This window comes from Spirillospora sp. NPDC048824 (assembly GCF_043198455.1).
GTDB lineage: Bacteria > Actinomycetota > Actinomycetes > Streptosporangiales > Streptosporangiaceae > Spirillospora.
The window spans coordinates 176,256-201,473 of record NZ_JBICUS010000006.1 but is presented as its reverse complement, the minus strand read 5'-3'; the positions used below and the strand labels follow the sequence as shown (position 1 = coordinate 201,473).

Sequence of the window (25,218 nt, the reverse complement as noted above, 5' to 3'; positions counted from 1 at the left end):
ACATCATGCTACCCGCTGGTAACCCGTGACAACCACCCCAATCCGGAGAGGGAGGCCATATCGATATCACGTCCGGACCCCCCGCGTGATCCCGCTCACACGATGGCGGGACGTCCGGCGTCCACGCAGGGCAGTCGCCCGGCACGGACACCCGCCTACGGGCCGCGGACCGCCGGTGGGAGGATCGGGCGCAGCGAAACCACCGCGAAGCAAGGGAGGTGCGCATGAAACAGGGGGATGCCGAGGCCCCGAGACTGACCGTCATCGGCACCGGCTATCTCGGCGCCACGCACGCCATCTGCATGGCCGTGCTCGGGTTCGAGGTCCTCGGTGTGGACGCCGACCCGGGCAAGATCGCCCGGCTGGCGTCCGGCGAGGTCCCGATGTTCGAACCCGGCCTGCCCGAGCTGCTCACCAAGGCCCTCGACTCCGGGCGCCTCCGTTTCACCACCTCCTACGCGGAGGCCGGCGAGTTCGGCGACGTCCACTTCCTGTGCGTAGGGACGCCGCAGCTCCCCGACTCCGACGCCGCCGACCTGTCCTACGTCGACGCCGCCGTCCGCTCCCTCGCCCCGCACCTGCGCCGCCGCTCCCTCGTCGTCGGCAAGTCCACCGTGCCGGTCGGGACGGCGCAGCGCCTCACCGGCGTCGTCCAGGAACTGGCGCCCGCGGGCACCGGCGTCGAACTGGCCTGGAACCCCGAGTTCCTCCGCGAGGGCTACGCCGTCGACGACACCATGCGTCCCAACCGGCTCGTGTTCGGCGTCGCCTCCGACTGGGCGGACGAGCGGCTGCGCGCCGCGTTCAAACCCGTCCTCGACATCGGCACACCGGTGATCCGGACCGACCTCGCCACCGCCGAACTGGTCAAGGTCGCCGCCAACTCCTTCCTCGCCACCAAGATCTCCTACATCAACGCCATGGCCGAGGTCTGCGAGGCCGTCGGCGCAGACATCAAGGACCTCGCCGACTCCCTCGCCCTCGACGACCGGATCGGCGGCAAGTTCCTCCGGCCCGGCCTCGGCTTCGGCGGCGGCTGCCTCCCCAAGGACATCCGCGCCTTCGCGCACCGCGCGGAGGAGATCGGCGTCGGCCAGGCCGTGTCGTTCCTGCGCGAGGTGGACGACATCAACCGGCGCCGCCGCGCCCGCACCGTCGACCTCGTCCGCGAGGTGCTCGGCGGCACCGTCGCCGGCAAGCGGATCGCCGCGTGGGGCGCCGCGTTCAAGCCCAACTCCGACGACATCCGCGACGCGCCCGCGCTGGACGTGGCGCACACCCTGCACGGCCTCGGCGGGGACGTCCGCGTCCATGATCCGGCGGCACTCGGCAACGCCCGCCGCGCCTTCCCCGAACTCCGGTACGGCGACAGCGCGTTCGACGTGGCCGAGGACGCCGACGTCGTCGTCCTGCTGACCGAATGGTCGGTCTTCCGGGAGGTGGAGCCGGAGGCGCTTGCCGAGGTCGTCCGGCACAAGCGCATCGTGGACGGCCGCCACGCCCTGGACGCGGCGCACTGGCGCGCGGCGGGCTGGGAGTACCGCGCACTCGGCCGATCCTGACGTTTCCCGGCGTCCCGGCGTCCAGGCGTCCCGGCGTCCCGCCGGGCAGGGAACACCCTGCGCGCCGGGGCCGTTCTCCGTGGTGAGGGCCCGTGGTCCTCCCGGACGAGGTGCGTCGTACCCGGCAGGCGAAGACGACGCGTGCAACAACCGTCTCGCTTACCGGGAGCAGAACCATGGCCTGGATCCTCGTCATCGTCGCCGGTCTATTCGAGGTCGCGATGGCCTTGTGCCTGAAGGCCGGCAAGGGCTTCACCGAGCCGCTGCCGTCCGCCGGATTCCTCGTCTTCGCCGTGACCAGTTTCGGCCTGCTCAGCCTGGCCCTGAAGAACCTGGACGTCGGCACCGCCTACGCGGTCTGGGTCGGCATCGGAGCCGTCGGAACCGCCGCACTGGGCATGCTGGTCATGGGCGACCAGGTCTCCGTGGCCAAGATCACCGCGCTGGCCTTCATCGTCATCGGGGTCATCGGCCTCAACCTGGCGGGCGCCGGCGGCCACTGAAAAGCCGACCAACCCGGCGATTCGCAGGTCACGACGATATCCAGGAACGTAATCTCCGGTAACGGCGTCTATGGGATGAGAGTGCCCGGACGCACGGGACGGAGAGCGCCCGGGGTGCTCGAACACGGGAGGACGGATCTTGGTCTTCAAGAAGCTGCGCCAGGCGATGGGCATCGGCGGCCCGTCGATCGAAACGATCCTGCACGACCCGAACACCAGGCCCGGTGGCACCATCACCGGCGAGGTCACCATCATCGGAGGCCAGCACGACTCCGACATCAAGTCGGTGAACCTCGCCCTGCGCACCAGGGTCGAGGTCGAGTCGGGCGACAACGAGTACACCTCCAACCTGGAGTACGCCAAACTGCGGGTGGCCGGCAGTTTCGAGCTGGACGACGGCGCGAGGCACAGCCTCCCGTTCCAGTTCGCCATCCCGTGGGAGGCACCGCTCACCCACATGTACGGGCAGCCGCTGCGCGGCACCACGGTCGGACTCGCGACCGAACTGGAGGTCGCGGGGGCGATCGACCCGGGCGACCTCGACCCGATCGCCGTGCACCCGCTGCCCGCGCAGGAGCGCATCCTCGCGGCGTTCTCCAACCTCGGCTTCCAGTTCCGCAACGCCGACTGCGAGAAGGGCCGCATCTGGGGCGTGCACCAGGAGCTGCCGTTCTACCAGGAGATCGAGTTCTTCCCTCCGGGGCAGTACGCGCGCGGCATCAAGCAGCTCGAAGTGACGTTCGTGTCCTACCCGCAGTCGATGGAGGTCGTGCTGGAGCTCGACAAGCGCGGCGGCGCGTTCACCGAGGGGCGCGACGCGTTCAGCCGGTTCACCGTCGACTACGCGAGCGTCGACAACACCGACTGGGAGCAGCAGCTCGGCGGCTTCCTGCAGGACGCCGGGCGCCGCAAGGGCTTCTTCTAAGCCCCCGGCGACCCGACGGCCGACCCGATCCCCTCCGCGACATTTGCTCGCGGAGGGGATCTCCGCGTAGAAAGATCTTCCGTGCCCCAGCCCCCCGGACTGAACGACGCGGAACGACGCCTCTGGGCCGCGTTCCCCACCGGCGAGACCGTCGTCCTCGGCGACGACCGTCCCGCCGGCCCGCTGCCCGACCGGATCGTCCGCGCCGAGATCATCACCCGGCTCCTTCTCGGCGCGCAGGACCCGCGTCCCGGAGCCGTCGCGGCCGTGCGGCTGCGCGGCGCCTACATCATGGGGCGGATGGACATCTCCGGCGGCTCCGTCGAGTACGAACTCCGGCTGGAGGACTGCCGCATCGTCGAGGAGCCCGACTTCTCCAACGCCGGGACACGGGAGCTGCGGTTCGCCAGGTGCTGGATGCCCGGCTTCGACGGCGGCGGCCTGCGGGCGGACGGCTACCTCAGCCTGTCCGGGTCGGAGATCGAGGGGGAGGTCAGGCTGCCGCGTGCGCAGCTCGCCGGCGGCCTGCGGATGAACGGGACGACGATCACCGCGTCCGAGCCGGACAAGTGGGCGCTGTTCAGCGGCGGACTCGTCGTCGAGGTCGGCACCTTCATCCGGGACGCGCGGATCACCGGCGGGGTGCGGTTCGTCGGGGCCCGGATGAACGGCGGGCTGTTCATGGAGGGGACCACCCTCGCCAACCCCGGCCGCCTCGCGCTGGACGCCCAGAACATGGTCGTCGAGGACGCCGCCGAGTTCAGCCGCGGGTTCACCGCGCTCGGCACCGTCCGGCTGCGCAGCGGGCGCTTCAACGGCATCCTGTCCTTCTCCCGCGCCCGGCTCGACTCCGGCGACCCCGCCCGGATGGCGCTGCATGCCAGCCACATCCAGGCCGACGAGCTGCTCCTGTGGCCCGAGGAGCAGATCAAGGGCCGGGTGTCGCTGTCGTACTCCCGGATCGACCTGATCATGGACCATCCGTCCGTGTGGCCGGACGAGCTGTACCTGAACGGTATGACGTACGAGACGCTGCGCGGCGCCGAGTTCAAGGACCGCCTCAGCTGGGTGTCCCGCGACAAGGAGTTCCATCTCCAGCCGTACGAGCAGCTCGCCGCCTGGTACCACGACATCGGCCACGACGACCTGGCCCGCAAGGTGCAGCTCGCCAAACTCCGGGCACGCCGCCGCAGGCTGAACCCGGTCGGCAAGGCATGGAACCACCTCCTGGACTGGACGGTCGGTTTCGGCTACCGGCCCTGGCTGGCGTTCGCGTGGTTCGCGGCGCTGCTGGCCCTCGGGACGACGGTGTTCTCGATCGAGAATCCGCGTCCCGTCAAGCCGCGTGACGAACTGCCGGCGTTCCACGCACTGATCTACACCCTGGACCTGCTGATCCCGCTCGACACGTTCGGGCAGCAGTTGTCCTACGACGCCGTGAACTGGTCCCGCTGGGTGGCGTACGGGCTCGTCACGACGGGCTGGGTCCTGGCCACCGCGCTCATCGCCGGGACGGCACGGGTCCTGCGACCCAGCACGGGCTCGCGCTGAGCCCCACCCGAACCCGAACCAAAGGGACGCCCCGGGCGTCCACCGAGGTCGAGGATCAACCAGAATGGAACCTCATGGGCACGTATCTGATCACGGGGGCGACCGGCGGCATCGGGACCGCGGTGGCCGAACTGCTGCGCGAGCGCGGGCATGACCTCATCCTCACCGGACGCTCGCCCGACCGCCTCGACGGGCTGGCCAAGTCCCTGCGCGGCGGCGCGAACGCGGCCACACAGGTCATCAACCCCGGCGCGGTCCCCTCACCGCCGCGGAGCGCGTCCATCACCACGATCCCGCTGGACCTGACGGAGCCGCGGCGCATCGAGGCGGCCCTCGCCATGGCCGGCGTACCCGCGCGGCTGGACGGCGTCGTCCACACTGCGGGCATGGTGCACCTGGCACGGGTGGCGGACACCGAAGCGGACGAGTGGATCGAGCACCTTTCGGTCAACCTGGTGTCCGCGGCCGAGTTGACCCGGCTGCTCTTGCCCGCGCTACGCGCCGCCGGGGGCCACGTCGTCTTCGTGAACTCGACCGCCGGTCTGCGCGCCAACCCTGAGTGGTCGGCATACGCGGCGAGCAAGTTCGGCCTTCGGGCCCTGGCCGACTCCCTGCGCGCCGAAGAACCGGCCTTGCGCGTCACGACCGTCTACCCCGGGCGGACGGCGACGGAGATGCAGCGGAGGGTACGCGCCCAGGAAGGCCACCCCTACGCCGAGGACGACTTCGCGGCGCCCGCGACCGTGGCGCGGGTGCTGGTGTCGGCCCTGGAGACGTCCCGCGACGCGGTCGTCTCGGAGGTCACCGTCCGGCCCGGTTGATCCGGCTTGCGGGCCTGACTCAGCTCCGGCGCAGGAACCAGGCGCCCAGCACACCGCCGATCAGCCCGAACAGGTGGCCCTGCCAGGAGATGCCGGGGTCGCCCGGGATGACGCCGAGCAGCATCGTCCCGTAGACGGCCACGACGGCGACGGCGATCCCGATGTCGATCAGCCGCCGCTCGAAGATCCCGCGTCCGACCAGGTAGCCGAAGAAGCCGAAGATCAGGATGCTGGATCCGAGCGTGTTGGCGGAGCTGGTGAACCACACGCCGAGCCCGCCGACCACGATGATGATCAGGCTGGCGGCCAGGAACTTGGCGATTCCCCGCGCCGCCGCGATGAACCCGAGAATGAGGAACGGGACCGTGTTCGCCATCAGGTGCCCGAACCCGCCGTGCATGAACGGCGCGGTGAAGATGTCGGGCAGGTCGTTCACGTCCCGGGGCTGGATGCCGAACCGGTCGAGCCACCCGCCCGCCGTGTAGTCGAACGCCTCCAGCACCCACATCAGCGCGGTCACGGACCCGATCAGGACCGCCGAGGAGAGCGCGCGAGCGCCGTGCTTGGCGAGCCCTTCGGAACGCTGCCGGTCGGGGACATAGCTCATATCAGCCACCGTAAGTCTCGACGACCCTGCACAGTCAACGCGCGGGACGGCCCAAAGGTGCCCCTGACCCGGGCTTCCCGCGCCGCCTCCGGCATATTGGACGGATGCGCGCTGCGATCTGCGAGGCCCCTAGGCGGCGGACGCGTGCTCCGACTCGGACGCGTCCCCGCGGACGACGATGACGGGCAGGGGACGCCGTGCGGGAGCGTCGGCCGTCCGGCGCAGGTGGCGGCGCTCCTCCGGGGTCGTGCCGCCCCAGATGCCGTCGGGCTCGCCGACCCGCAGCGCCCACGCGAGGCATTCGGCCTTCACGGGGCAGTTCGCGCAGATCGCCTTGGCGGCGTCCTCCTGAGCCTGGAGCACCGGTACCGAGTAGCCGATCGGGAAGAACAGGTCCGGATCGGCACCGCGACAGATGGCGTGGTCGCTCCAGTGATCCTCGTTCTCGTTGATGTGCATTGGCTTCTCCCTGCGCGGCGACGAGACCACCGGCAGTTCGGCTCGGGGTGGTCTCCACTCAACGTAGTACTACGACTCGTAGTACTACAAGACGTTCGTGAACGTTGCAAGTTACCGTGCGGATAACCTGGGAGGTGTGCAGCGTGATCAAGAAGTGACCTTCCGCGAGGCGACGGTGGCCGATCTGCCCCAGATCGTCCGACTACTCGCCGACGATCCCCTCGGAGCCACCCGCGAAACACCCGGGGACGAGATCCCGGAGGCCTACTTCACGGCCTTCACCGCGATCGAAAAGGACCCCAACAACAACCTGATCGTCGCGGAGGTCGGCGGCGACATCGCCGGAACGCTCCAATTGACCTTCATCCCCGGCCTCACCTACACCGGCGGCGAACGCGCCCAGATCGAAGGCGTCCGCGTGGCCGCAGAGCAACGCGGCCTCGGCGTCGGCCAGGACATGATCAATTGGGCCATCGACCAGGCCCGCGCCCGAGGCTGCCGCGTCGTCCAGCTCACCACCGACCGCCAGCGCCCCGCCGCCATCCGCTTCTACCAGAAGATCGGCTTCCGCCCCTCCCACATGGGCATGAAGTACCACCTCCGCGACATCTGACGGCGACCAGCCTCTACCGGCGGCGAGAGCTCGCCTCGGCCCGGCCCGGCGGAGTGTGCCGGCGGTGATGGCGCGTCCGGCCGTGGGGGCGATCTTCTTTGGTGGGTGGCTGGTCAGACGGAGGAGCGCAATGGCGTAGATTTCGGCGTTTAACCCCTCCGCGTTGATGAGGGTGTGGCCGGTGTCCCAGGGCACCGGTGTTCGCAGCCGCGCATGCCAGGCGCAAAGGCTTGACCGCAAGGTTTCTGTTGTTGTTCATGCGGGCGTGAAATGCTTGTCACCTGGGTGTGCGTGGTTGCCGGGTCGTCTTGGAGGAGCTGAGCGTGGCCGAGAGGCATCTCGAGATCGAGCAGAAGTACGACGCCGCCGCCGACTTCGTCCTGCCGGAGCTGGACGGGTTGCCGGGCGTGGTGTCGGCGGGGGAGCCGGAGGTCCACGAGCTGCACGCCACCTACTTCGACACCGCCGACCTGCGGCTGGCGGCGCACGGGATCACGCTGCGGCGCAGGCGCGGCGGCCCGGACGCGGGGTGGCATCTGAAGATGCCGGCCGGGCCGGACAGCAGGCAGGAGCTGCGGGCCCCGCTGGGGCGGCCGCTGATCGTCCCCCCGCGGCTGGCGGGGCTGGTCGCGGTGTACACGCGCGGGGCGGAGCTGTGCCCCGTCGCGACGCTGGAGACGCGGCGGACGGTCGTCCGGCTGCTCGGGCAGGACGGCGTCGAGCTGGCCGAGGTCGCCGACGACCTGGTGACCGGCCGGGGCGGCGGGGACGGCGCGGAGACCGAGCGGTGGCGGGAGATCGAGGTCGAGCTGAGGGACGGCCCGGCCGAGCTGCTGAAGGCGGCGGGCAAGCGGCTCCGGAAGGGCGGCGCCAAGAAGGGCAGGTCGTCGTCCAAGCTGGGGCGGCTGCTGGGCGAGGCGGTCGTGCCGTCGGTGTCCGCGGCGGCGCGGGCGGCGGCGAGGTCGCGGATCGCGGCGGCGGCGTCCAACGGGAAGGGGCCGTCCATCACGACCGGGGATGTCGTCCTGGCCTACCTGGCCGAGCAGGTCGAGGCCGTGGTGGCGTTCGACCCGAAGGCGCGGCTGGGCGAGGAGGACGCGGTCCACCGGATGCGGGTGGCGACGCGGCGGATCAGGAGCGCTCTGCGCAGCTACCGGACCGTCCTGGACCCGGCGCGGACCGCGCCGCTGGGGCAGGAGCTGCGGTGGCTGGCCGCCGTCCTCGGTGAGGTGCGCGACCTCGAGGTGCTCCGGATGCGTTTCGCGGAGGCCCCCGCGTTCCTGCTGGACGACCTGGAGCGGCGGGAACGCGCCGCGTACCGGCGGATGAACACCTCACTCAAGGAGCCGCGGTACTTCGCGCTGCTCGACGAGCTCGACAAGCTGATCGCCGAGCCGCCGCTGGTCGTGGAGGCGGCGGACAAGAAGGCCCGCAAGGAGCTGCCCGATCTGGTCACGCGGGCGTGGGACCGCATGGCCAAGGACTACGCGTCGATCAAGGGCGCGAAGGATCCCGAGGTCGCGCAGCACGAGACCCGCAAGTCGGCCAAGCGGGCGCGGTACGCGGCGGAGCTGGCGGTTCCGGTGCTGGGTGTGGCCGCGAAGCGGGTGGTGAAGGACGCCAAGCGCATCCAGGAGGTCCTCGGCGGCTACCAGGACGGCGTGATCGCCATGGAGCATCTGGGGGCGGCGGCCAAGCGCACCAGGGTCCCGGAGGAGGCGTTCACCCTGGGCGTCCTGTACGGGCGGGAACGGTGCCAGGCCGAAGGGGCACGAGACCGCCTGTCGACTACCTGGTCGCAGACTCTGGGGCCGTCGTTCTAACGGTGTGACGTTCCAGGGCGGGCATCGAGCCGCCGGCGAGATGCGCCGCCCAGAACTCCGACTTGCGCAGGCCCGGGTCGTCCGGGACCTTCTCCCCCGTTTCCCTGCACAGGGCGGTGACGAGTTCGGAGACGACCTCGCCGTGAGTGCACACGATGGTGGGGACGCCGTCCGCGACCAGTGACAGCAGCCTGTCCGTCGCCTTGCCGGGGCCGGTGTCGCCGACCGTGAACGCCGGGTCGGTGACGATGGACGCGCCGGTGCGGCGCGCGTAGGGCAGGACGGTCTCCAGGCAGCGGGCCGTCGCGGAGCTGATCAGCCGTGCGGGGCCGTAGGCGTACAAGAGGCCGGCGAGGCGGGCCGCTTCGGCGCGGCCCGCGGCGTCCAGCGGCCGCAGTTCGTCGGCGTCGCGCCAGTCGCTCTTCTCCCCGGCGGACGCGTGCCGCAGGATCACCAGCGGCGAGGTGTGCAGGGGGCCGCGCAGGAACTCGTGGAGCAGGTCGATGTCGTGCAGGTAGCTGAGCCTGTCCTCGGCTTCGCCGGCCGGCAGCCAGACCAGCTCGTCCACCTCGTCGTTCGGGGCGAAGGCGGCGGCGGCCTCGGCGGCGGGGCGGGCCGCCCAGTAGTCGACCCGCTTGTTCCGGTCGCCGACCGGGTAGGTGCTGGTGGGCAGGCGGCGGCCGAGGCGGGGGACGATACCGGTCTCCTCCTCGATCTCGCGGACGGCGGCCCGCAGCACATGCTCCCCCTTGTCGACCTTGCCCTTCGGGAACGACCAGTCGTCGTAGCGGGGACGGTGGATCACCGCGAACTCGGGCCCGTCGCGCCACAGCAGCGCACCGGCGGCCCAGATGACCCCGGGGCCCGGCGGGGTGGCGCGCTCAGCCATCGACGGTCCTCCACCGCCGGCTCTTGACCAGGTGGGTCTGGATGTCCTGAAGGGTCTCGCCCGGACGGGCGGTGAGCCGCGTCCACGTGCCGTCGCCGGAGAGCGCCCACGCGTCGGTGCCGTCGTCCATGGCCTGGTCGATGAGGGACAGCAGCTCGTCCCGCTGGACCCGGTCGGTGACGGTGACGAGCGCCTCGACGCGGCGGTCGAGGTTGCGGTGCATGAGGTCGGCGCTGCCGAGCCACACCTCGGGTTCGCCGCCGTTCTCGAACGCGAACACCCGGGAGTGCTCCAGGAACCGGCCGAGGACGCTGCGCACCCGGATCGTGTCCGACAGGCCGGGCACGCCCGGACGCACGGCGCAGATGCCGCGGACCCAGACGTCCACCGGGACACCGGCCCGCGACGCCCGGTACAGCGCGTCGATGATCACCTCGTCCACGAGGGAGTTGCACTTGATCCGGATCCGGGCGGGATGCCCGGCCCGCCGGTTGTCGATCTCGTGGTCGATCCGCTGGACGAGCCCCGAGCGCAGGCTGTTCGGCGCGACGAGCAGCCGGTGGTAGGAGTTCTGCCGCGAGTAGCCGGTGAGGTGGTTGAACAGGGCGCTGACGTCCTCGCCGACCTCGGGGTCGGCGGTGAGCAGCCCGAAGTCCTCGTAGAGGCGTGCGGTCTTCGGATGGTAGTTGCCGGTGCCGATGTGGCAGTAGCGGCGCAGCTGGCCGTCGGCGTCCTGCCGGACGATCAGCGCGAGCTTGCAGTGCGTCTTCAGCCCGACGAACCCGTAGACGACGTGGCAGCCGGCCGTCTCCAGCTTGCGCGCCCAGGCGATGTTGGCGCGCTCGTCGAAGCGGGCCTTCAGCTCGACGACGACCACGACCTGCTTGCCGGCCTCGGCGGCGTTCATCAGCGCGTCCACGATCGGCGAGTCGCCGCTGGTCCGGTAGAGCGTCTGCTTGATCGCCAGGACGCGCGGGTCGGTCGCGGCGTCCTCGATCAGCCGCTGGACGCTCGTGGTGAACGAGTCGTAGGGGTGGTGGACGAGCACGTCCCGTTCACGGATGGCGCTGAAAATGCTCGCGTCCTCCGGCAGCGCCTCCTTGGACGGGACGAAAGGGGGGTACTTCAGCTCCGGGCGGTCGAGGTCGGCGATCGACGCGAGGCCGCCGAGGTCGAGGGGGCCGACGACGCGGTAGATCTGGCCCTCGTCCACGGCCAGCTCGTCGGTCAGCAGGTCGAGCACGCCCTCGGAGATCGACTCCTCGACCTCCAGCCGGACGACCGGGCCGAACCGGCGGCGCAGCAGCTCGCGTTCGAGGGCCTGCAGGAGGCCTTCGCTGATGTCGTCGTCGATCTCCAGGTCCTGGTTGCGGGTGACGCGGAACGCGTGGTGCTCGACGACCTCCATCCCGCTGAACAGCTGGCCGAGGTGCGCCGCGATGACGTCCTCCAGCGGCGTGAACCGGTCGGACGACGCCTCGATGAAGCGCGGCAGCAGCGGCGGGACCTTGACGCGGGCGAACATCGTCGCGTCCGTCTCCGGGTCGCGGACGATCACCGCGAGGTTGAGGGACAGGCCCGAGATGTAGGGGAACGGGTGCGCGGAGTCGACGACGAGGGGGGTGAGGACGGGGTAGATCCGGTCGCGGAACAGCCGCCGCAGCCGCTCCCGCTCCGTCTCGGCCAGCTCGTCCCAGCGCAGGATGTCGATGCCCTCGTCGCCGAGCGCGGGGCGGATCCCGTTGCGGAAGCAGGCGGCGTGCCGCCCCATCAGCTCGTGCGCGACCTCACCGGTGCGTTCGAGGACCTCGCGGGGCTGCCGGCCGCTGGCGGACTGGACGGCGAGCCCGGTCGCCATCCGGCGGGCGAGGCCGGCGACGCGGACCATGAAGAACTCGTCCAGGTTGCTGGAGAAGATCGACAGGAACCGAACCCGTTCGAGCAGCGGCAGGCCGGGGTCTTCGGCGAGCTCCAGGACGCGCTGGTTGAATCTGAGCCAGCTCTCCTCCCTGTCGAGGAAGCGGTCGTCCGGGAGCGCTTCGGCGCGTTGATGGGGGAGTTGTCCTGGATTGACGGTCATACCCGTATTTTCCCTGAGCAAGATGAACGAGAGTCGAACTCGGCGGTATCGCCCAAGTATCCGACACTTCGATCATGCCCGGGGTTCCCGCTGCTCACACTTTGTTTCCCAGGGGGGCGACCCCCTGGGACCCCCGTCACGAGCCGGTCGATCCTCACGACACGGTTGCGGTTGTTGTGACCGTCTCGGTTGGTGTCGTGTCGCTGCGGTCGCCCGGCTCGTGCCGTGTCGTTCCAGGGGGACGATCCCTGGAGACCCGCCAGGGGGGCTGGAGTTCGGGCGGGGGTGGGGCTTTCGTGCTTCTGGGTGCCCGGGTGGATCGCGGGGCTGCTGTTCTGCGGCGCGGCCGAACGCATAACCGGGGATCACTCCGAAAGGGCGGGGCACTTGTTTTGTCAGACCCTTGGGTAATGATTCCAGTTATGAGCAGAGACACCCACCCGGGGGTGCAGTGCCCGCACTGCCAATCGCATCTCGCGCTCGTCCCCGTGCCTGGAAACTCCGCCGCGACCACCGTGCCCGTCCTGCCCGTCGTGCCCATCGTCTCGAAGGAGGAATGGCAGCCGCCGCCCGTCGCGGAGGTCCTCGCGGTTTACGCCGGCCGCGCCAAGGACACCGTGACCGCGACGCGCGGCGCCGCCAAGGTCAGGGAAAGCCTCAACCGCGCGAGGGCGACCGCCGCCCAGCGCAGGGCCGCACAGAGAACCGCGCGCCACGCTCCGAAAAGCGCCTGATCACAACCCGGCCACTAACACTCGCCGCGGCCATGCGAAAGGGACGGCACCGGCCGGGCGCCGCCCCTTCCCATAAACGGGTCACCGCGGGGCCGAGTCGGTCCATTCCGTGCCGACCGTGGCGAACGACTCACGCCGCACGTCCGCGCGGTGGCCGTCGCGCAGGACGTTCCGCGCGACGCCGAGCAGCCACGGCAGCGCCGGGTCGGGGACGTCGGCGAGCCGCCGCCACGCGATGGCGAAGGTCTCGCTCACCACCTCGTCCGCGACCTGCCGCCCGGCGCGGCTGACGGCGAACGCCCACACGCGCTGGCGGCACTCGTCGTAGATCGCCGTGAAGCGCCGTTCATCGGGGGCCTCATCTGGCACCGGCTGCTCCTCTGTCCGTCCGGATGTCCACGTCACCAGGTAGTGGCCCGGGGAGCGCCATCGTTACGCGCGTGTTCGCGGGAAGACCGTGTCGAGGAAGTCCGCGATGAGCGGGGCGATCTCGGGAAGCCCGTCCTCCAGCGCGAAGTGGCCGGTGCCGAGGACGTGGACGTCGGCGTCGGGGAGGTCGCGCAGGTAGGCGCGGGCGCCGGGTTCGGGGAAGAACATGTCGTTCCGTCCCCACACGATGAGGGTGGGCGGGGTGTGCTCCCGCAGCCACGCCTGCCACTCCGGATACCGCTCGACGTTCGAGTGGTAGTCGAAGGCGAGGTCGATCTGGGGCCTGGTCCGGCCGGGCTGGTCGAGGAAGTGCTGGTCGAGCGTCCAGCCGTCGGGGGCGACGAGTTCGGGGTCGGCCGTCCCGCCCTCGTACTGGCCGCGTGTGGACGGCAGCGTCAGCAGGTCGCGGATCGTCTTCTCCGCGCCTTCCGTCTCCGGGCGCAACGCGATGAACTCGCGGGCGCCCTCCGAGAGCCCCTCCTCGTAGGCGTTGCCGTTCTGGACGACCAGGCCCGCGATCCACTCGGGATGCCGCAGGGCCAGCCGGAACCCGACCGGCGCCCCGAAGTCGAACACGTACATGGCGAAGCGGTCCAGGCCGAGGCCCTGGACGAACCCCTCCATGACGTCGGCGAGCCCGTCGAAGGTGTAGGCGAACGTCCCGCCGGTGGACGCGGGTTCCGGGACGTCGCTGTGCCCGAATCCCGGGTAGTCGGGGGCGATCAGCCGATAGCGCCCCCCGAGCACGTCGATCAGGCGCCGGAACTGGTGCGAGGCGGACGGGAAGCCGTGCAGCAGGAGCAGCACGGGCGCGTCGGGCGTCTCGGGCAGCGACTCGCGGTAGAAGACCCGGATCCCGTCGACGTCGATGTGGCGGTGTGCGGTGCGGGCGAGTACGGGGAACGTCATGTCACATGCCTCCAAGGCAGGAAGATGCATTAGTCCTAACCCGCGGCCACCTAATGTGTCAACACGGACAGGTAGCATTAGGGCCATGAACCAGCTCGTCCCGCTGACCGGTGAGCCGCCCGCGCTGGACCTGGTCAACACCCGCCCCGCCGGCGCCGACCTGATCTCCACACCGGACGGGCTCGCCGCCTGGCTGGCCCTCCAGGGCGACCGCGTACCGCAGCCGGAACCCGGAACGCTCACCGTGGACGACCTCGCGCCGGTCCACGCCGTCCGCGACCACGCCGCCGCCGCCATCGACCACGCACGCAAGGGCGAGCGGCCGCCCACCGCGTCCCTCGAGGGCCTCGCCGACGCCCAGCGGCGGGCGCCCGCGATCAAGCGGCCGGCCTGGGACGGAACGGCCGTCACCGCGACCGCCGACCGCACCGGCCCCTACGGCGTATGCCTCGCCGCGCACCTCGCCGAGGCGGCCGTCGCGCTCCTCACCGACCCCGCGATCGGCCGGATCCGGTCCTGCGAGGCCGCCGACTGCACGATGCTCTTCCTGCCTGCGCACCCCCGCCGCCGCTGGTGCTCGGCGGCCCGCTGCGGAAATCGCATGCGCGTCGCCCGCTACTACGAACGGCACAAGTAGGTTGACCGGACGAAAGGATCCGTTTCGGGCGATACACCGGAACCAGGGTGCACCACATCAGTCGAGTGCCCTTAACATTTGCTCGATGGCAAACAACCGCCCGTCTGCCATGCTCAATGGTCGTGCCAAGGGGGCTGATTCATGACCGCGATGCACAGTCGCGGCGCGGAGCGGCTCCTCGGCGTGGCCGGCTCCCCCCACCTGCTTCTCGTCGAGGACGACCCCGGCGACGCGTTCCTGTTCGAGGAACTGCTGGCCGAAGCCCAGCCCGGCGTGCGGATCACCGTCGCCACCACGCTCAGGGAGGCCCTCGACGCGCTGCGGCCCGACATCCAGTGCGTCATCGTCGACCTGTCGCTGCCGGACGCGCGGGGCCTCGACGCGCTGCGCCAGATGCACGCCCACGCGCCGTCCATCGCCGTCCTCGTGCTGACCGGTCTCGACGACGCCCACGTCGGCGTCGAGGCCGTCGCCGCCGGCGCCCAGGACTACCTCGTCAAACAGGACGTGGACAGTGCGCTGCTCACCCGGGCGATCAGCTATGCGATCGAGCGCAAGCGCGCCGACGAGTCCGAGCGGCAACTGGTGGAGGCGCGCGCGCTGAGCCGGGAGAACGCCCGCTTGGAGCGCGGGCTGCTGCCCGTCCCGATCCTCAAGGACACGACCCTGCGCCACCACACCCGGTACCGGCCGGGACGCGACCGGGCGCTGCTCGGCGGCGACTTCCACGACACCGTGGAGACCGAGGACGGCACCGTCCACGTGGTCATCGGCGACGTCAGCGGGCACGGCGCGGACGAGGCGTCCCTCGGGGTGCGGCTCCGCATGGCGTGGCGCACGCTCGTCCTCGCCGGGCACACCGGGCCGCGGCTCCTCGACACGCTCGACGCCGTCCTGGAACACGAGCGGTGGGGCGATGAGATCTTCACGACCGTGTGCATGCTGACCATCGCCCCCGACCGGCGCGGCGCCAAGCTGTACCGGGCCGGGCATCCGTGCCCGCTGTTCTTCGGCCCGGGCGGCGTCGAGCCGATCCCGGACGAGCCGCGCGGCCCCGCGCTCGGGCTGATCCCCGGCGCGGACTGGCCCGCGGTCGACCTCGACCTCGGCGACTCGTGGGGGCTGCTGCTCTACACCGACGGGCTGATCGAGGGGTACGCCGGCGACGACGGCGAGCACCTCGACCTGGCCGGCCTGGTGGAGCTGGCGACGACCGCGCACGGGGACGGCCAGCGCGGTGACGTGCTCGTCGACGGGCTCATCGCCGAAGCCGAGCGGCTGAACGGGGACGTCCTGTCCGACGACCTGGCCGTGCTCCTGCTGAGCCGGGGCGGCGGCTGATGACCGCGGACCGCCCCGGCCCGGACAAGCCTCCCGCGGGCCGATCTCCCGTGGGCCGATCTCCCGTGGGCGGATCCCGCGCGGGCGGGTCTTCCCCACTGCCCGCGGAGCCGCCGCCGGTCGTGGAGACCGGGCGGAAGCCGAGGATCGCCGGGCCGGCCGTCGTACTGCCGGCGGCGGATCTCCCGGAGGCGCACGGGATGAGCCGCATGCGGCTCGTCCAGATCTACCGTTGGGGTTCGGTCGTCCTCGGGCTGCTGCTTCTCCTCGCGTTCGCGCAGGCCGGGGCGGCGCTGCACGAGAACAACCAGGCGCGGGACGTCCTCGTCAACAAGGTCGACCCGGCGGCGCTGGAGCAGTTCCGGCTCTCGTCCGCGCTCACGACCCAGGACGGGGCCATCCGCGACTACGCGCTGGACGGCGGCCAGGAGCAGCTCACCGAGTACCGGGAGGCGGTCCGGCGGGAACGGACGTCCGCCGCCAGGATGCACGAACTTCTGGCGGACGTGCCGGGCAGCGGGGACGTCCTTCGTCTCCTGGACAAGGCGGTCGCGGATTCACGGGCATGGCGGACCGCGTTCGCCGACGACGTCGCGGCCGGGCCGGGCGCCCAGGGCCTCGGCCGTGTCGAGAGCCGGCAGGCACGGCAGCTGCTCAACCAGGCGCGGGGCGACATGTCCCCGCTGCAGGCCGGGATCACCCGGCTGCACGACCGGGCCGCCGACACGCTCCGTGCCCGCGCGAGGACGATGCTGTGGTCGACGGTCACCGCGCTGGCCCTGGTCGTGGCGGCCGCGCTCGCGCTCGCCGTGCTGATCCGCCGGACCGTGCTGACCCCGATGTCCTCGCTGACCGCACGGGTCCGCGCGGTGGCCCAGGGCGACTTCGCACATCCGCTGGACGTCCCCGGCCCGGCGGAGATCAACGAACTCGCGGTGATCATCGACGCGATGCGCGACCGGATCATCGACGAATGGCGGGCCACCGTCGAGAAGACCCGGCAGCTCGATGAGCAGACCGAGGAGCTGCGCCGCTCCAACTCCGAACTGGAGCAGTTCGCCTACGTCGCGAGCCACGACCTGCAGGAGCCGCTGCGCAAGGTGGCGAGCTTCTGCCAGATGATCGAACGCCGGTACGGCGACGAGCTGGACGAGCGGGGGCGGCAGTACATCGCGTTCGCCGTCGACGGCGCGAAGCGCATGCAGGCGCTCATCAACGACCTGCTGAGCTTCTCCCGGGTCGGCCGGATGTCGCGTCCGGAGGAATCGGTCGATCTGAACGAGGTCGTCCAGCAAGCCCTGGACAACGTCGCGGCCCTGCGGGAGGAGACCGGCGCCGAGGTCGACGTCGGGGACCTGCCGCGTGTGCGCGGCGACCGCACGCAGCTCACGCAACTCTTCCAGAACCTCCTCGGCAACGCGATCAAGTTCCGCCGCGAGGACGCGCCGCCCCGCGTCACCATCGACGTCCGGCGGACCGGGGACGAGTGGGAGTTCCGCTGCGCCGACAACGGCATCGGCATCGAGCCCCGCTACGCCGACCGGATCTTCCTGATCTTCCAGCGGCTCCATCCGCGCGAGGCGTACGCCGGTACCGGCATCGGCCTGGCCCTCTGCAAGAAGATCGTCGAGTTCCACGGCGGCCGGATCTGGCTCGGCCCCGGCACCGGCGACGGCGACGGCGACCCCGGCACCGTCTTCCACTGGACGCTGCCCGCCGACCCCGCACGAACACACGCGAAACCCGGCACGGACGCATAGCGATGACATCGCCGCGCCACACCCGAGACACCGAGCAAGGACACGCACATGCCTAACGGTCCGCACCCCATCGAGGTCCTGCTCGTCGAGGACGATCCCGGCGACGTCCTGCTGACCGTCGAGGCGTTCGAGCACAACAAGGTCAACAACACCCTGCACGTCGTCAACGACGGCGAGCAGGCCATGGCGTTCCTGCGCCGGGACGGCGAGTACGCGGACGTCCCGCGTCCCGACCTGGTACTTCTCGACCTCAACCTGCCGCGCAAGGACGGCCGGGAGGTGCTCCAGGAGATCAAGAACGACGAGGACCTGCGCCGCATCCCCGTGGTCGTGCTCACCACGTCCGAGGCCGACGAGGACATCCTGCGCAGCTACAACCTGCACGCCAACGCCTACGTCACCAAGCCGGTCGACTTCGAGCAGTTCATCTCCGTCGTCCGCCGGATCGACGACTTCTTCGTGACGGTGGTCAAGCTTCCGCGCTGACCGGCGGTTCACCGCGTCCGGCCCAGTCGATGCAGACGATCACCGCGTCGTCGGCCGGTTCGGTCTCCTCGTGGTAGGCGACGAAATGCCGGACCATGGTGCGGACGGCCTCCGGCGGCTCCTGCAGCCGGGTGGCGCGCAGGGCCTGGATCAGCGCGGACTCTCCATACGGCTCGCCCGCCGGCGACAAGGCGGTGTGCACCCCGTCGCTCACGATGACCAGGCGGTCGCCCGGCTCGGCGGCGAACTCCTCCGTCACGTACCGGGTGTCGCCGAACATCCCGAGCGGCATCTGCGCCTCGAACCCGACGCCGTCGGTCGCGCTCCCCCGCATGCGGAGAATCCTCGGCGAACCCGCGTCGGTCACCCTGACGCGCCCGGTGGCGAGCTCGAAGTCCAGCAGAAGCGTGTCCACGTGCCGTTCGCCGCGGTGCCGCGCGAAGACCGTCTGGTCGGCGAGCGCGGCCTGCTCGGCGATGCCCGCGCCGGACCGCCGCGCGTTGCGCAGCGCGCTGATCGCGAGGTGGGTGAGCGCCGCCGCGTCCGTCCCCGACCCCATCCCGTTGCTGACCGTCAGCGTCAGCCGCTCCCCGGACGCGGCCCAGTCGAAGTTGTCGCCCCACACCGCGTACGCGGGTTCGAGCTGCCCGGCGAGGTGGAACTCGGCGCCGTCGCAGGACAGGGCGGGCAGCAGGTCCCACTGCATCTCGGCCGCGAGGGTCAGCCGCGTCCGCCGCCGGATGCGGCGGAACAGGTCGGTGCCCTGGTCCGCGATCTTGATGGCGCGGGCGAGGACGGCGGCGAACTCCTCCAGCCAGGGCGGGGCACCGTCCGGGAGGCGGACGCTGAGCACGCCGAGGCGTTCGCCGTGCACGGTCAGGGGCACGTGGACGCGGCGGCCGCCGTCCTCGTCCTGCCGTTCCCGGACGGTCTGCCGTGAAGCGAACGCGCGTCCGGGGGCGGTGTTGTCGACCGGGACGTCCTCGTGCCCCGGGCCGGTCGGGACGAGGAACGCCTGCCGGTAGTCGATGAGCATGACTTCGGCGTCGACCCCGTTCGCGTACCGTCCGATGAGCCCGTTCGCGATGTCGATGAGCTCGTGCGGGGCAGCCGCCCAGATGCCCTGCGCGATGGCCTGGAACTCTTTGTCCGCTGGTTCGTCATGCATCGGCTTCCTCGCCTGGTAGGAGCGTGCGCCACCTGGAGAACTGGACGGCCCTGTGGCAGCTGCGGATGCCGTCGGCGACGTCGTATGTAACAGTGGAGGGCATGGTGGCCACGTCGGGTGAGGACGCCGCGGAGTCCGCGGCCGCGCTCGATGACGCGGCCTCCACCCTGATGAACGTCTGGTCGCGTGCGCACAGTGCCCCCGATGTACCCGTTCCGTCGACACAGTTGCGCGCGCTGTTCGTGGTGGAGCGCGGGCCGGTCAACGTCAGCCGGCTGGCGGAGGAGCTCGGCGCGCTGGTGTCCTCGGCGAGCCGGCTGTGCGACCGGCTGGAGGCGTCCGGGCTGCTGACCCGCGACTCCGGCCGGGACCGGCGCGAGGTCACGGTGCGGCTGAGCGCGGACGGGCAGGCGCTGCTCGACCGGGTCCGGCTGCGGCGGCGCGAGGACCTGGCCCGGGTGCTGGCGTCGATGCCGGCGCCCGCGCGGGCGGCGCTGCTGTGGGGGCTCGGCGAGTTCCATGAGGCGGCCTCGAAGCCGGGGGCCGACGGCGGTTCCTTTTCCATGCCCGCCTGATCCCCCTCCACGCCTGCCCGAACCGCCGCAATGATCCGGTTTGCCGGATAATCCGAGACTTGGCAGAATTTCTAGAAAGTCGGAGAATATCGCCATTTCCGCGAGCGACTCCGCGTCAATTTTCCGCCATTCTCGATGTGGGCGCCCCCTGTCCCGCTAATATCGCGCCTCATGGCGACCACAAATGTCCCGCGGCATTCCCGCCGCGCCGTCACCGCCGCCGGCCTGATCCCGGCGGCGGCCGCCGCGCTGCTGCTCGGCGGATGCGGCGGTGCGTCGCCCAGCGCGGCGGCGAAGGGCGGGGACGCGGCGGGCGGCGAGGCCGCGGCGTCCAAGGTCCCCGAGGCCACCACGTTCACCACCGTCTCCGGTGCCCCGAGGGACCCGGCGCCGGACGGCGCCACCGACGGCCTGGTCCTGCACCCGGCCAAACCGGTTCCGGTGCACGACCGGCCGGACGGGCGCCGCGTCGCCACCCTTCCCACCGAGCAGCTGGGCGGCCCCACCTGGGTCCCCGTGGTGGAGACCTCGGGCGGCTGGCGGCGGGTGCTCCTGCCGAGCCGTCCCAACCGGGCGAGCGGCTGGATCTCCGGTGCGGGGCCGCTGCGGACCGCGCACACGTCCTACGCCATCCGCGTCGACCTCGCCGAACGTCAGCTCACGCTGCTCAAGTCCGCGCGGCAGGTCGGCCGGTGGAAGGTCGCGATCGGCGGCGCGAACACCCCGACACCGTCCGGGCGGACGTTCCTCATGGCCACGCTCGCCCGGAAGAAGACGTCGCCGAGCCCGATCGTCCTGCCGCTCGGCACCCACTCGGCCACCCTCGACACCTTCGGCGGCGGTCCCGGCACCGTCGCCCTGCACGGCTGGCCCGACGCCTCCGTGTTCGGCAAGGCCGTCACGCACGGCTGCGTTCGGGTGCCGGAGGACGCGCTCGACGCCCTGTCACGGGTCCCGCTCGGGTCCCTGGTGTTCATCAACGGCTGACCTGCCGGACACGCCTCAGATCCCAAGAATCGGAGAACCATCATGCGTTACAGCACTGCCGTCGGACGGCTCACCGCCACCGGACTGCTCGCCACCGGACTGCTGGCCCCCGTCACGGCCACCGCCGCGACCACGGCCCTCGCCGCCGCCCCGCACGGCTCCGAAGGCTCCGCGTACGGGCTGACGGTCGCCGGACCGGTCTCCGTCCCACCGGTGCCCGCCGTCTCGTCCACCACCGGCGAGGTCAGCAAGAGCCTGCTGCGCGAGAACCACACCAAGCTCGTCCAGGCGTCCGCGCTGGACGTCACCGCGTCCGCCGCCCGTGCCCGCTCGACCGTCGCGCGGGTCGCCGTCCCGGCCGCGAAGCTCATGGCCAGCGCGGTCTCCGCGCGATGCGACGGCGGCCGGGGCTCGGCCCACCTCGCCCGCGCCGTCATCGCCGGCAAGCGCCTGGACGCCTCGCCGCCGCCCAACACCACCGTCCCCGTCGACATCGAAGGCCTCGGCCGCGCCTCGCTGATCCTCAACAAGCAGCAGCGCATGGCCGACGGCCGGCTCGGCGTCACCGCGATGGAACTCCAGGTGCCACTGCCCGGCAAGCCCGCGACGGTCAGGATCGCGTCCGCCACCTGCGGCCAGGCCGGCCCGTCCGAGACCCCGTCCGAGGCGCCCGCCCCGACGCCGGTCGAGCACGACCTTCCGGTCACCGGCTGACGAACGTCCTCGACGCGGCGGCCCGGCGGGTACCCCCTCCGGGCCGTCGCCGTCAGCTCGCCAGCGACTTCTCGAAATGCACGATCGCGCCCTCACGGTGGACGCGATCGGCGATGTGCAGTTCCTCCGTGAACGCCCGCATGAGCTGAAGTCCCCGCCCGTGCTCGGCCAGCGGCGCGGTCACGGCGCTCTCCCACCCGCCGGCCCCGTCGGCCTCGTCGCCGGCCACCGCGACGCCGACGCCGTTCGCCGCGCCCCCGTCGATGACCTCCACGACGCATCTCGCCCCGTCCATCCGCGCCCGGACCTCATATTCCATTCCGTTCTCGGCGTGCTGGATGACGTTCGCGCACGCCTCACCCAGAGCGAGCGCGATATCGGCACGGATCTCGGAGGCGACCCCGAGCCCGCGCAGCGAGGCATCGAGCGTGTGCCGTACCAGCGGAGCGCTCTCGGCGTTCCTCGGCAGGGTCATTTCGAGAACGACCTCCATGCCAATCGCCTCCGTTCCTCTAGCAGCCAGATTTCCCGCTGATCTTCAGAAGAAACTCAAGCCACCAGAAAAACACGGGCCACCGGGACGCCCTTTCCCCGCGACTTCCGCGTCCGCCCGCTTGCTCACCGGGCCTACTCGTCCGCGCGCCCGGCGAGCCGCCGCGCCGCCGCGATCTGCTCCTCGTCCAGCCCCTGGTGGTCACTGCGCCGATGCTGCTCGGCCTGGTCGTCGATCCACCGGCCGTGCGCCTCCCACGCAGCCTGCTTGCTGACCCCGAGCGCCGCCCCGATCTGCGTCCACGACGCCCCGGCCGACCGCGCCGACCGCACCGCGAGCTGCCGCCCGTACACCGCCTTCCGCGCGATCACCTCCCCGAGCGCGAGCATCTCCAGCACCTCCTCCCGCCGGAGCGGCTCCTCCCCGACCGCGTCCCGCAGCCACAGCTCGTCGTACCGCCCCGCCGCAGTCGTCAGCGTGATGTCCCGTTCGATTCCATCCGGAGTGACCATGCCCCAAGTCTCAACATCATGGACCTCGGACGTCAAGCCACCCTGACGTCAATGACGCGTTCTTGACCTTGGACGCCGGACCGGCCCACCGGGTGAGCTGGGACGCGAGTCGGCCTGGCCTCAGGTCATCTTGTGGAGGATGCGGCGGGCCGTGCTCTGGATGTGGACCTCGTCCGGGCCGTCGTAGAGGCGGGCTTCGCGGGCGTGGCGGTACATCCGGGAGAGGGGCGTGTCGTCGGTCAGGCCCGCGGCGCCGTGGACCTGGATGGCGCGGTCGACGACGTTGTGCAGCATCCGGGCGCCGGCGACCTTGATGGTTCCGATCTCGATGCGTGCCTGGTCGCCCGCGTCGATCCGCTCGGCGGCCTGGAGGGTCAGCAGCCGGGACGCCTGGATCTCGGTGTAGGAGTCGAAGACGTGCTGCTGCATGAGCTGCTTGGCGGCGAGTGGCTCACCGAAGGCGACGCGGGTGCCGAGGCGGGCGCACATGAGCTCGAATGCCCGCTGCGCCTGGCCGAGCCAGCGCATGCAGTGGAAGATCCGTCCGGGGCCGAGGCGGTCCTGGGCGATGACGAAGCCGTCGCCGCGCGGGCCGAGCAGGTTCTCGGCGGGGACGCGCACGTCGTCGTAGGCGACCTCGTAGTGCCCGCCGTTCATGCCGAGGACGGGCGTCTCCCGGACGATGCGGTAACCGGGCGTGTCCGTCGGCACGACGATCATGCTGAAGGAGCGGTGCGGGGCCGTCCCCTCGGGCTCGGTGCGGCACATGACGGTGGTGTAGGCGGCGTTCGCCGCGCCCGTCGTGAACCATTTGCGGCCGCTGATGACCCAGTGGTCGCCGTCCAGGACGGCCTTCGTCTGCAGCTGGGTCGGGTCGGAGCCGGCGAAGTCGGGTTCGGTCATCGCGAAGCTCGGCCACACCTCGCCCGCGACCAGCGGCGCCAGGTAGCGCTCACGCCAGCTCGGACTCGCGTACTTGTGCAGCATGAGCGAGTCCTGGAGGGTGAACGTGCCGAGGGCGAGCTGGCCCCATTCGGAGCGTCCCTGCACCTCGTTGACGTAGACGTAGTCGAGAAAGGGCAGGCCCCCGCCGCCGAGTTCGGCGGGGTGGCCGAGCGCCCAGAGGCCGGCGTCCTTGGCCTCCCGCTGAAGCTCCCCGAGTTTCTCGCGGTCGCCGCCGTTGAGGGCGGGTTCGGCGGGCTCAACGCGTTCGGTCATGAACGCGTGGACGGCGTCGCGGACGTCCCGGACCCGGTCCGGCACGGGGAACAGCATCAGCGGTCCCCGGTCAGGTCGGCGGAGATGTCGCGGTCGCCGTAGCCCTCGGGCGCCGCGACCTCGACGATCGGCTCCGGACGGTCGTCGAACTCCAGCCGCAGCGCCCGCGACATCGTCGCGTGCATGTCGTACATGCAGGTGATGTAGGTGAGCTGGAGGATCTCCTTGTCGGACAGGTGCTCCTTGAGGACGTCGAAGACCGCGTCGGCCACCCGGCCGCTGTCCAGGACGAGCCCGTCGGTGTAGGCGAGGACGGCGCGTTCCAGCGGCGAGTAGCAGTCGGCCGTCTGCCAGTGCGGGATCGCCTCGATCTTCTCCTCGGCCATGCCGAGCGCCCGCATCTGCTTGCAGTGCTGCGAGAAGACGAACTGACTCCCGCGCGCCCACCCGGCCCGGCATTGGCCGAGTTCGCGGAGGACGGGGTCCAGTTCGGCGTTCCGGTACAGCGCGAAGCCCTTGACGGCGTGCCGGAACACGTCCGGGGACTGCGCGAAGACCGTCCACCAGTCACCGGGCGAGCCGGTCGCGGTGCCGTGGTCGACGGCCGGGTCGCGGTCGGGGCCGAACAGACGGTCGTAGAAGAAGAGGATCTGTTCGTCGGTGACCTCGGCGCGGGGAACTTCACGCAGTCGCGGCATGCTTCTCCTTGGCAATGGTGCGGTCGGCGGCGGTCTTGGGCTCGTGGGAGACGTCGGAGTCGCCGAACGTGCGCGTCCAGCAGGCGAATTCGAGGAGGATCCCGTCCGGGTCCTGGAAGTAGAACGACCGGACGAACACGCCCTCGTTCACGTCGCGGGAGACGCCGAACTCGCTGTCGTCGTGGTTCAGGACCGGGCTGACCTTGACGCCCTTCTCCTTCAGCCGGCGGCGGTAGTCGTCGAACTTGTCGGTCGGGACGTGGAACGCGACATGGTTCATCGACCCGACCGCGCTGATCAGCTCGCCCTCCTCGGGGCGGCCCTTCGGCGCGGAGATCCCGGGGACGCCGTCGGGGGCGTCGGGGAACCAGAAGAACGCGACGCAGTCGCCGCCGCCGCAGTCGAAGAAGAAGTGCTGGCCCATGCCGGCCGGCAGGTCCAGGGTCTTGATGAGCGGCATGCCGAGGACGCCGGAGTAGAAGTCGATGGTGCGCTTCATGTCGGACGACACCAGCGCCAGGTGGTTGATGCCACCGAGCTCGAACTCGGTGTTCCCGCCGGTCATGAGACCTCCCTATGGACGAGGCGAAGATCGTGTTCAGGACCTTGCCCGCGACGCCGCGCGGTCACCCATCACGGTTCCCAGAGTTGACTTGACAGTCATATCAATTTATTCGGATGCTCGGATACTCTGCCTGCGAACGTCGGTCTGTCAACCCGGGCG

General features: G+C 71.0%; 27 protein-coding genes and 1 riboswitch. Of the genes, 15 read left to right on the top strand and 12 right to left on the bottom strand.

The window, feature by feature from the left end; translation table 11 throughout:
- Nucleotides 1–224: 224 nt before the first annotated feature.
- The 5 genes from ACGFIS_RS14175 (at nucleotide 225) to ACGFIS_RS14155 (ending at nucleotide 5,362) form a co-directional block, all read left to right on the top strand.
- Nucleotides 225–1,562, top strand: coding sequence for a UDP-glucose dehydrogenase family protein (locus ACGFIS_RS14175; protein ID WP_392911157.1), 1,338 nt, complete (start codon nucleotides 225–227; stop codon nucleotides 1,560–1,562).
- An 81-nt stretch (nucleotides 1,563–1,643) separates the two neighbouring features.
- Nucleotides 1,644–1,706, top strand: a riboswitch (guanidine-III (ykkC-III) riboswitch).
- Between the two features lie 32 nt (nucleotides 1,707–1,738).
- Nucleotides 1,739–2,065 carry a DMT family transporter gene (locus tag ACGFIS_RS14170; protein ID WP_392911155.1) on the top strand — a complete coding sequence of 109 codons (327 nt, stop codon included), beginning with the start codon at nucleotides 1,739–1,741 and terminating at the stop codon, nucleotides 2,063–2,065.
- A 139-nt stretch (nucleotides 2,066–2,204) separates the two neighbouring features.
- Nucleotides 2,205–2,990, top strand: a complete 786-nt coding sequence (locus tag ACGFIS_RS14165; RefSeq protein WP_392911153.1) for a sporulation protein — start codon at nucleotides 2,205–2,207, stop codon at nucleotides 2,988–2,990.
- A gap of 81 nt (nucleotides 2,991–3,071) precedes the next feature.
- Nucleotides 3,072–4,541: a hypothetical protein gene (locus tag ACGFIS_RS14160; protein ID WP_392911151.1), complete on the top strand. Its 1,470-nt coding sequence runs from the start codon at nucleotides 3,072–3,074 to the stop codon at nucleotides 4,539–4,541.
- Nucleotides 4,542–4,615: 74 nt separating this feature from the next.
- Entirely contained in the window at nucleotides 4,616–5,362 is a 747-nt protein-coding gene (locus ACGFIS_RS14155) for an SDR family oxidoreductase (RefSeq protein ID WP_392911149.1), read from the top strand.
- 19 nt (nucleotides 5,363–5,381) lie between these two features.
- Here the strand turns inward: ACGFIS_RS14155 and ACGFIS_RS14150 are convergent, their stop codons facing one another.
- Nucleotides 5,382–5,969, bottom strand: a complete 588-nt coding sequence (locus ACGFIS_RS14150; RefSeq protein ID WP_392911147.1) for a rhomboid family intramembrane serine protease — start codon at nucleotides 5,967–5,969, stop codon at nucleotides 5,382–5,384.
- Nucleotides 5,970–6,098: 129 nt separating this feature from the next.
- The gene (locus tag ACGFIS_RS14145; protein WP_392911145.1) at nucleotides 6,099–6,428 is read right to left on the bottom strand and encodes a WhiB family transcriptional regulator; all 330 of its coding nucleotides are present in this window, start codon (nucleotides 6,426–6,428) and stop codon (nucleotides 6,099–6,101) included.
- Nucleotides 6,429–6,582: 154 nt separating this feature from the next.
- Between ACGFIS_RS14145 and ACGFIS_RS14140 the strand changes: the two genes are divergently transcribed.
- Nucleotides 6,583–7,041 carry a GNAT family N-acetyltransferase gene (locus tag ACGFIS_RS14140; RefSeq protein ID WP_392911445.1) on the top strand — a complete coding sequence of 153 codons (459 nt, stop codon included), beginning with the start codon at nucleotides 6,583–6,585 and terminating at the stop codon, nucleotides 7,039–7,041.
- A 323-nt stretch (nucleotides 7,042–7,364) separates the two neighbouring features.
- Nucleotides 7,365–8,864 carry a CHAD domain-containing protein gene (locus ACGFIS_RS14135; RefSeq protein ID WP_392911143.1) on the top strand — a complete coding sequence of 500 codons (1,500 nt, stop codon included), beginning with the start codon at nucleotides 7,365–7,367 and terminating at the stop codon, nucleotides 8,862–8,864.
- On the opposite strand, the gene ACGFIS_RS14130 is transcribed toward ACGFIS_RS14135, so the two are convergent.
- Together ACGFIS_RS14130 and ACGFIS_RS14125 are read right to left on the bottom strand one after the other, a co-directional pair.
- A complete protein-coding gene (locus ACGFIS_RS14130; protein ID WP_392911141.1) occupies nucleotides 8,830–9,753 on the bottom strand; it encodes an NUDIX domain-containing protein in 924 nt (307 codons plus the stop codon). The genes ACGFIS_RS14135 and ACGFIS_RS14130 overlap by 35 nt on opposite strands.
- A complete protein-coding gene (locus ACGFIS_RS14125; RefSeq protein WP_392911139.1) occupies nucleotides 9,746–11,833 on the bottom strand; it encodes an RNA degradosome polyphosphate kinase in 2,088 nt (695 codons plus the stop codon). The genes ACGFIS_RS14130 and ACGFIS_RS14125 overlap by 8 nt, the downstream gene beginning before the upstream one ends.
- A 422-nt stretch (nucleotides 11,834–12,255) precedes the next feature.
- On the opposite strand from ACGFIS_RS14125, the gene ACGFIS_RS14120 reads away from it, so the two are divergent.
- Nucleotides 12,256–12,567: a hypothetical protein gene (locus tag ACGFIS_RS14120; RefSeq protein ID WP_392911137.1), complete on the top strand. Its 312-nt coding sequence runs from the start codon at nucleotides 12,256–12,258 to the stop codon at nucleotides 12,565–12,567.
- An 81-nt stretch (nucleotides 12,568–12,648) separates the two neighbouring features.
- Here ACGFIS_RS14120 and ACGFIS_RS14115 read toward each other — a convergent pair whose 3' ends face one another.
- Both ACGFIS_RS14115 and ACGFIS_RS14110 read right to left on the bottom strand, forming a co-directional pair.
- The gene (locus tag ACGFIS_RS14115) at nucleotides 12,649–12,936 is read right to left on the bottom strand and encodes an RNA polymerase sigma factor (RefSeq protein WP_392911135.1); all 288 of its coding nucleotides are present in this window, start codon (nucleotides 12,934–12,936) and stop codon (nucleotides 12,649–12,651) included.
- 63 nt (nucleotides 12,937–12,999) lie between these two features.
- A complete protein-coding gene (locus tag ACGFIS_RS14110; protein ID WP_392911133.1) occupies nucleotides 13,000–13,905 on the bottom strand; it encodes an alpha/beta fold hydrolase in 906 nt (301 codons plus the stop codon).
- An 85-nt stretch (nucleotides 13,906–13,990) separates the two neighbouring features.
- Between ACGFIS_RS14110 and ACGFIS_RS14105 the strand changes: the two genes are divergently transcribed.
- The 4 genes from ACGFIS_RS14105 (at nucleotide 13,991) to ACGFIS_RS14090 (ending at nucleotide 18,129) form a co-directional block, all read left to right on the top strand.
- Nucleotides 13,991–14,542, top strand: a complete 552-nt coding sequence (locus ACGFIS_RS14105; protein ID WP_392911130.1) for a CGNR zinc finger domain-containing protein — start codon at nucleotides 13,991–13,993, stop codon at nucleotides 14,540–14,542.
- A 141-nt stretch (nucleotides 14,543–14,683) separates the two neighbouring features.
- On the top strand, nucleotides 14,684–15,883 hold the full coding sequence (locus ACGFIS_RS14100; RefSeq protein WP_392911127.1) for a PP2C family protein-serine/threonine phosphatase: 1,200 nt from the start codon (nucleotides 14,684–14,686) through the stop codon (nucleotides 15,881–15,883).
- A gap of 122 nt (nucleotides 15,884–16,005) precedes the next feature.
- Nucleotides 16,006–17,643: an ATP-binding protein gene (locus ACGFIS_RS14095; protein ID WP_392911121.1), complete on the top strand. Its 1,638-nt coding sequence runs from the start codon at nucleotides 16,006–16,008 to the stop codon at nucleotides 17,641–17,643.
- 48 nt (nucleotides 17,644–17,691) lie between these two features.
- A complete protein-coding gene (locus ACGFIS_RS14090; protein WP_392911118.1) occupies nucleotides 17,692–18,129 on the top strand; it encodes a response regulator in 438 nt (145 codons plus the stop codon).
- On the opposite strand, the gene ACGFIS_RS14085 is transcribed toward ACGFIS_RS14090, so the two are convergent.
- Complete coding sequence (locus ACGFIS_RS14085) at nucleotides 18,113–19,297, bottom strand: PP2C family protein-serine/threonine phosphatase (protein WP_392911116.1); 1,185 nt, start codon at nucleotides 19,295–19,297, stop codon at nucleotides 18,113–18,115. The genes ACGFIS_RS14090 and ACGFIS_RS14085 overlap by 17 nt on opposite strands.
- Nucleotides 19,298–19,320: 23 nt before the next feature.
- Between ACGFIS_RS14085 and ACGFIS_RS14080 the strand changes: the two genes are divergently transcribed.
- From ACGFIS_RS14080 to ACGFIS_RS14070, 3 genes are all read left to right on the top strand, one after another.
- Entirely contained in the window at nucleotides 19,321–19,872 is a 552-nt protein-coding gene (locus tag ACGFIS_RS14080; RefSeq protein WP_392911114.1) for a MarR family winged helix-turn-helix transcriptional regulator, read from the top strand.
- Between the two features lie 171 nt (nucleotides 19,873–20,043).
- Nucleotides 20,044–20,859, top strand: coding sequence for a L,D-transpeptidase (locus tag ACGFIS_RS14075; protein WP_392911112.1), 816 nt, complete (start codon nucleotides 20,044–20,046; stop codon nucleotides 20,857–20,859).
- Between the two features lie 42 nt (nucleotides 20,860–20,901).
- A complete protein-coding gene (locus ACGFIS_RS14070) occupies nucleotides 20,902–21,573 on the top strand; it encodes a choice-of-anchor P family protein (protein ID WP_392911110.1) in 672 nt (223 codons plus the stop codon).
- Between the two features lie 52 nt (nucleotides 21,574–21,625).
- Here the strand turns inward: ACGFIS_RS14070 and ACGFIS_RS14065 are convergent, their stop codons facing one another.
- From ACGFIS_RS14065 to ACGFIS_RS14045, 5 genes are all read right to left on the bottom strand, one after another.
- A complete protein-coding gene (locus ACGFIS_RS14065) occupies nucleotides 21,626–22,066 on the bottom strand; it encodes an ATP-binding protein (protein ID WP_392911107.1) in 441 nt (146 codons plus the stop codon).
- Nucleotides 22,067–22,200: 134 nt separating this feature from the next.
- Nucleotides 22,201–22,578: a hypothetical protein gene (locus tag ACGFIS_RS14060; protein WP_392911105.1), complete on the bottom strand. Its 378-nt coding sequence runs from the start codon at nucleotides 22,576–22,578 to the stop codon at nucleotides 22,201–22,203.
- 120 nt (nucleotides 22,579–22,698) lie between these two features.
- Nucleotides 22,699–23,853, bottom strand: a complete 1,155-nt coding sequence (locus ACGFIS_RS14055; RefSeq protein ID WP_392970987.1) for an acyl-CoA dehydrogenase family protein — start codon at nucleotides 23,851–23,853, stop codon at nucleotides 22,699–22,701.
- Nucleotides 23,853–24,494 (bottom strand): carboxymuconolactone decarboxylase family protein, encoded by a 642-nt coding sequence (locus ACGFIS_RS14050; RefSeq protein WP_392970984.1) that lies wholly within the window; start codon nucleotides 24,492–24,494, stop codon nucleotides 23,853–23,855. Before ACGFIS_RS14050 ends, ACGFIS_RS14055 begins: the two co-directional genes overlap by 1 nt.
- Nucleotides 24,478–25,059, bottom strand: a complete 582-nt coding sequence (locus tag ACGFIS_RS14045) for a VOC family protein (protein ID WP_392911099.1) — start codon at nucleotides 25,057–25,059, stop codon at nucleotides 24,478–24,480. Before ACGFIS_RS14045 ends, ACGFIS_RS14050 begins: the two co-directional genes overlap by 17 nt.
- Nucleotides 25,060–25,218 lie beyond the last annotated feature (159 nt).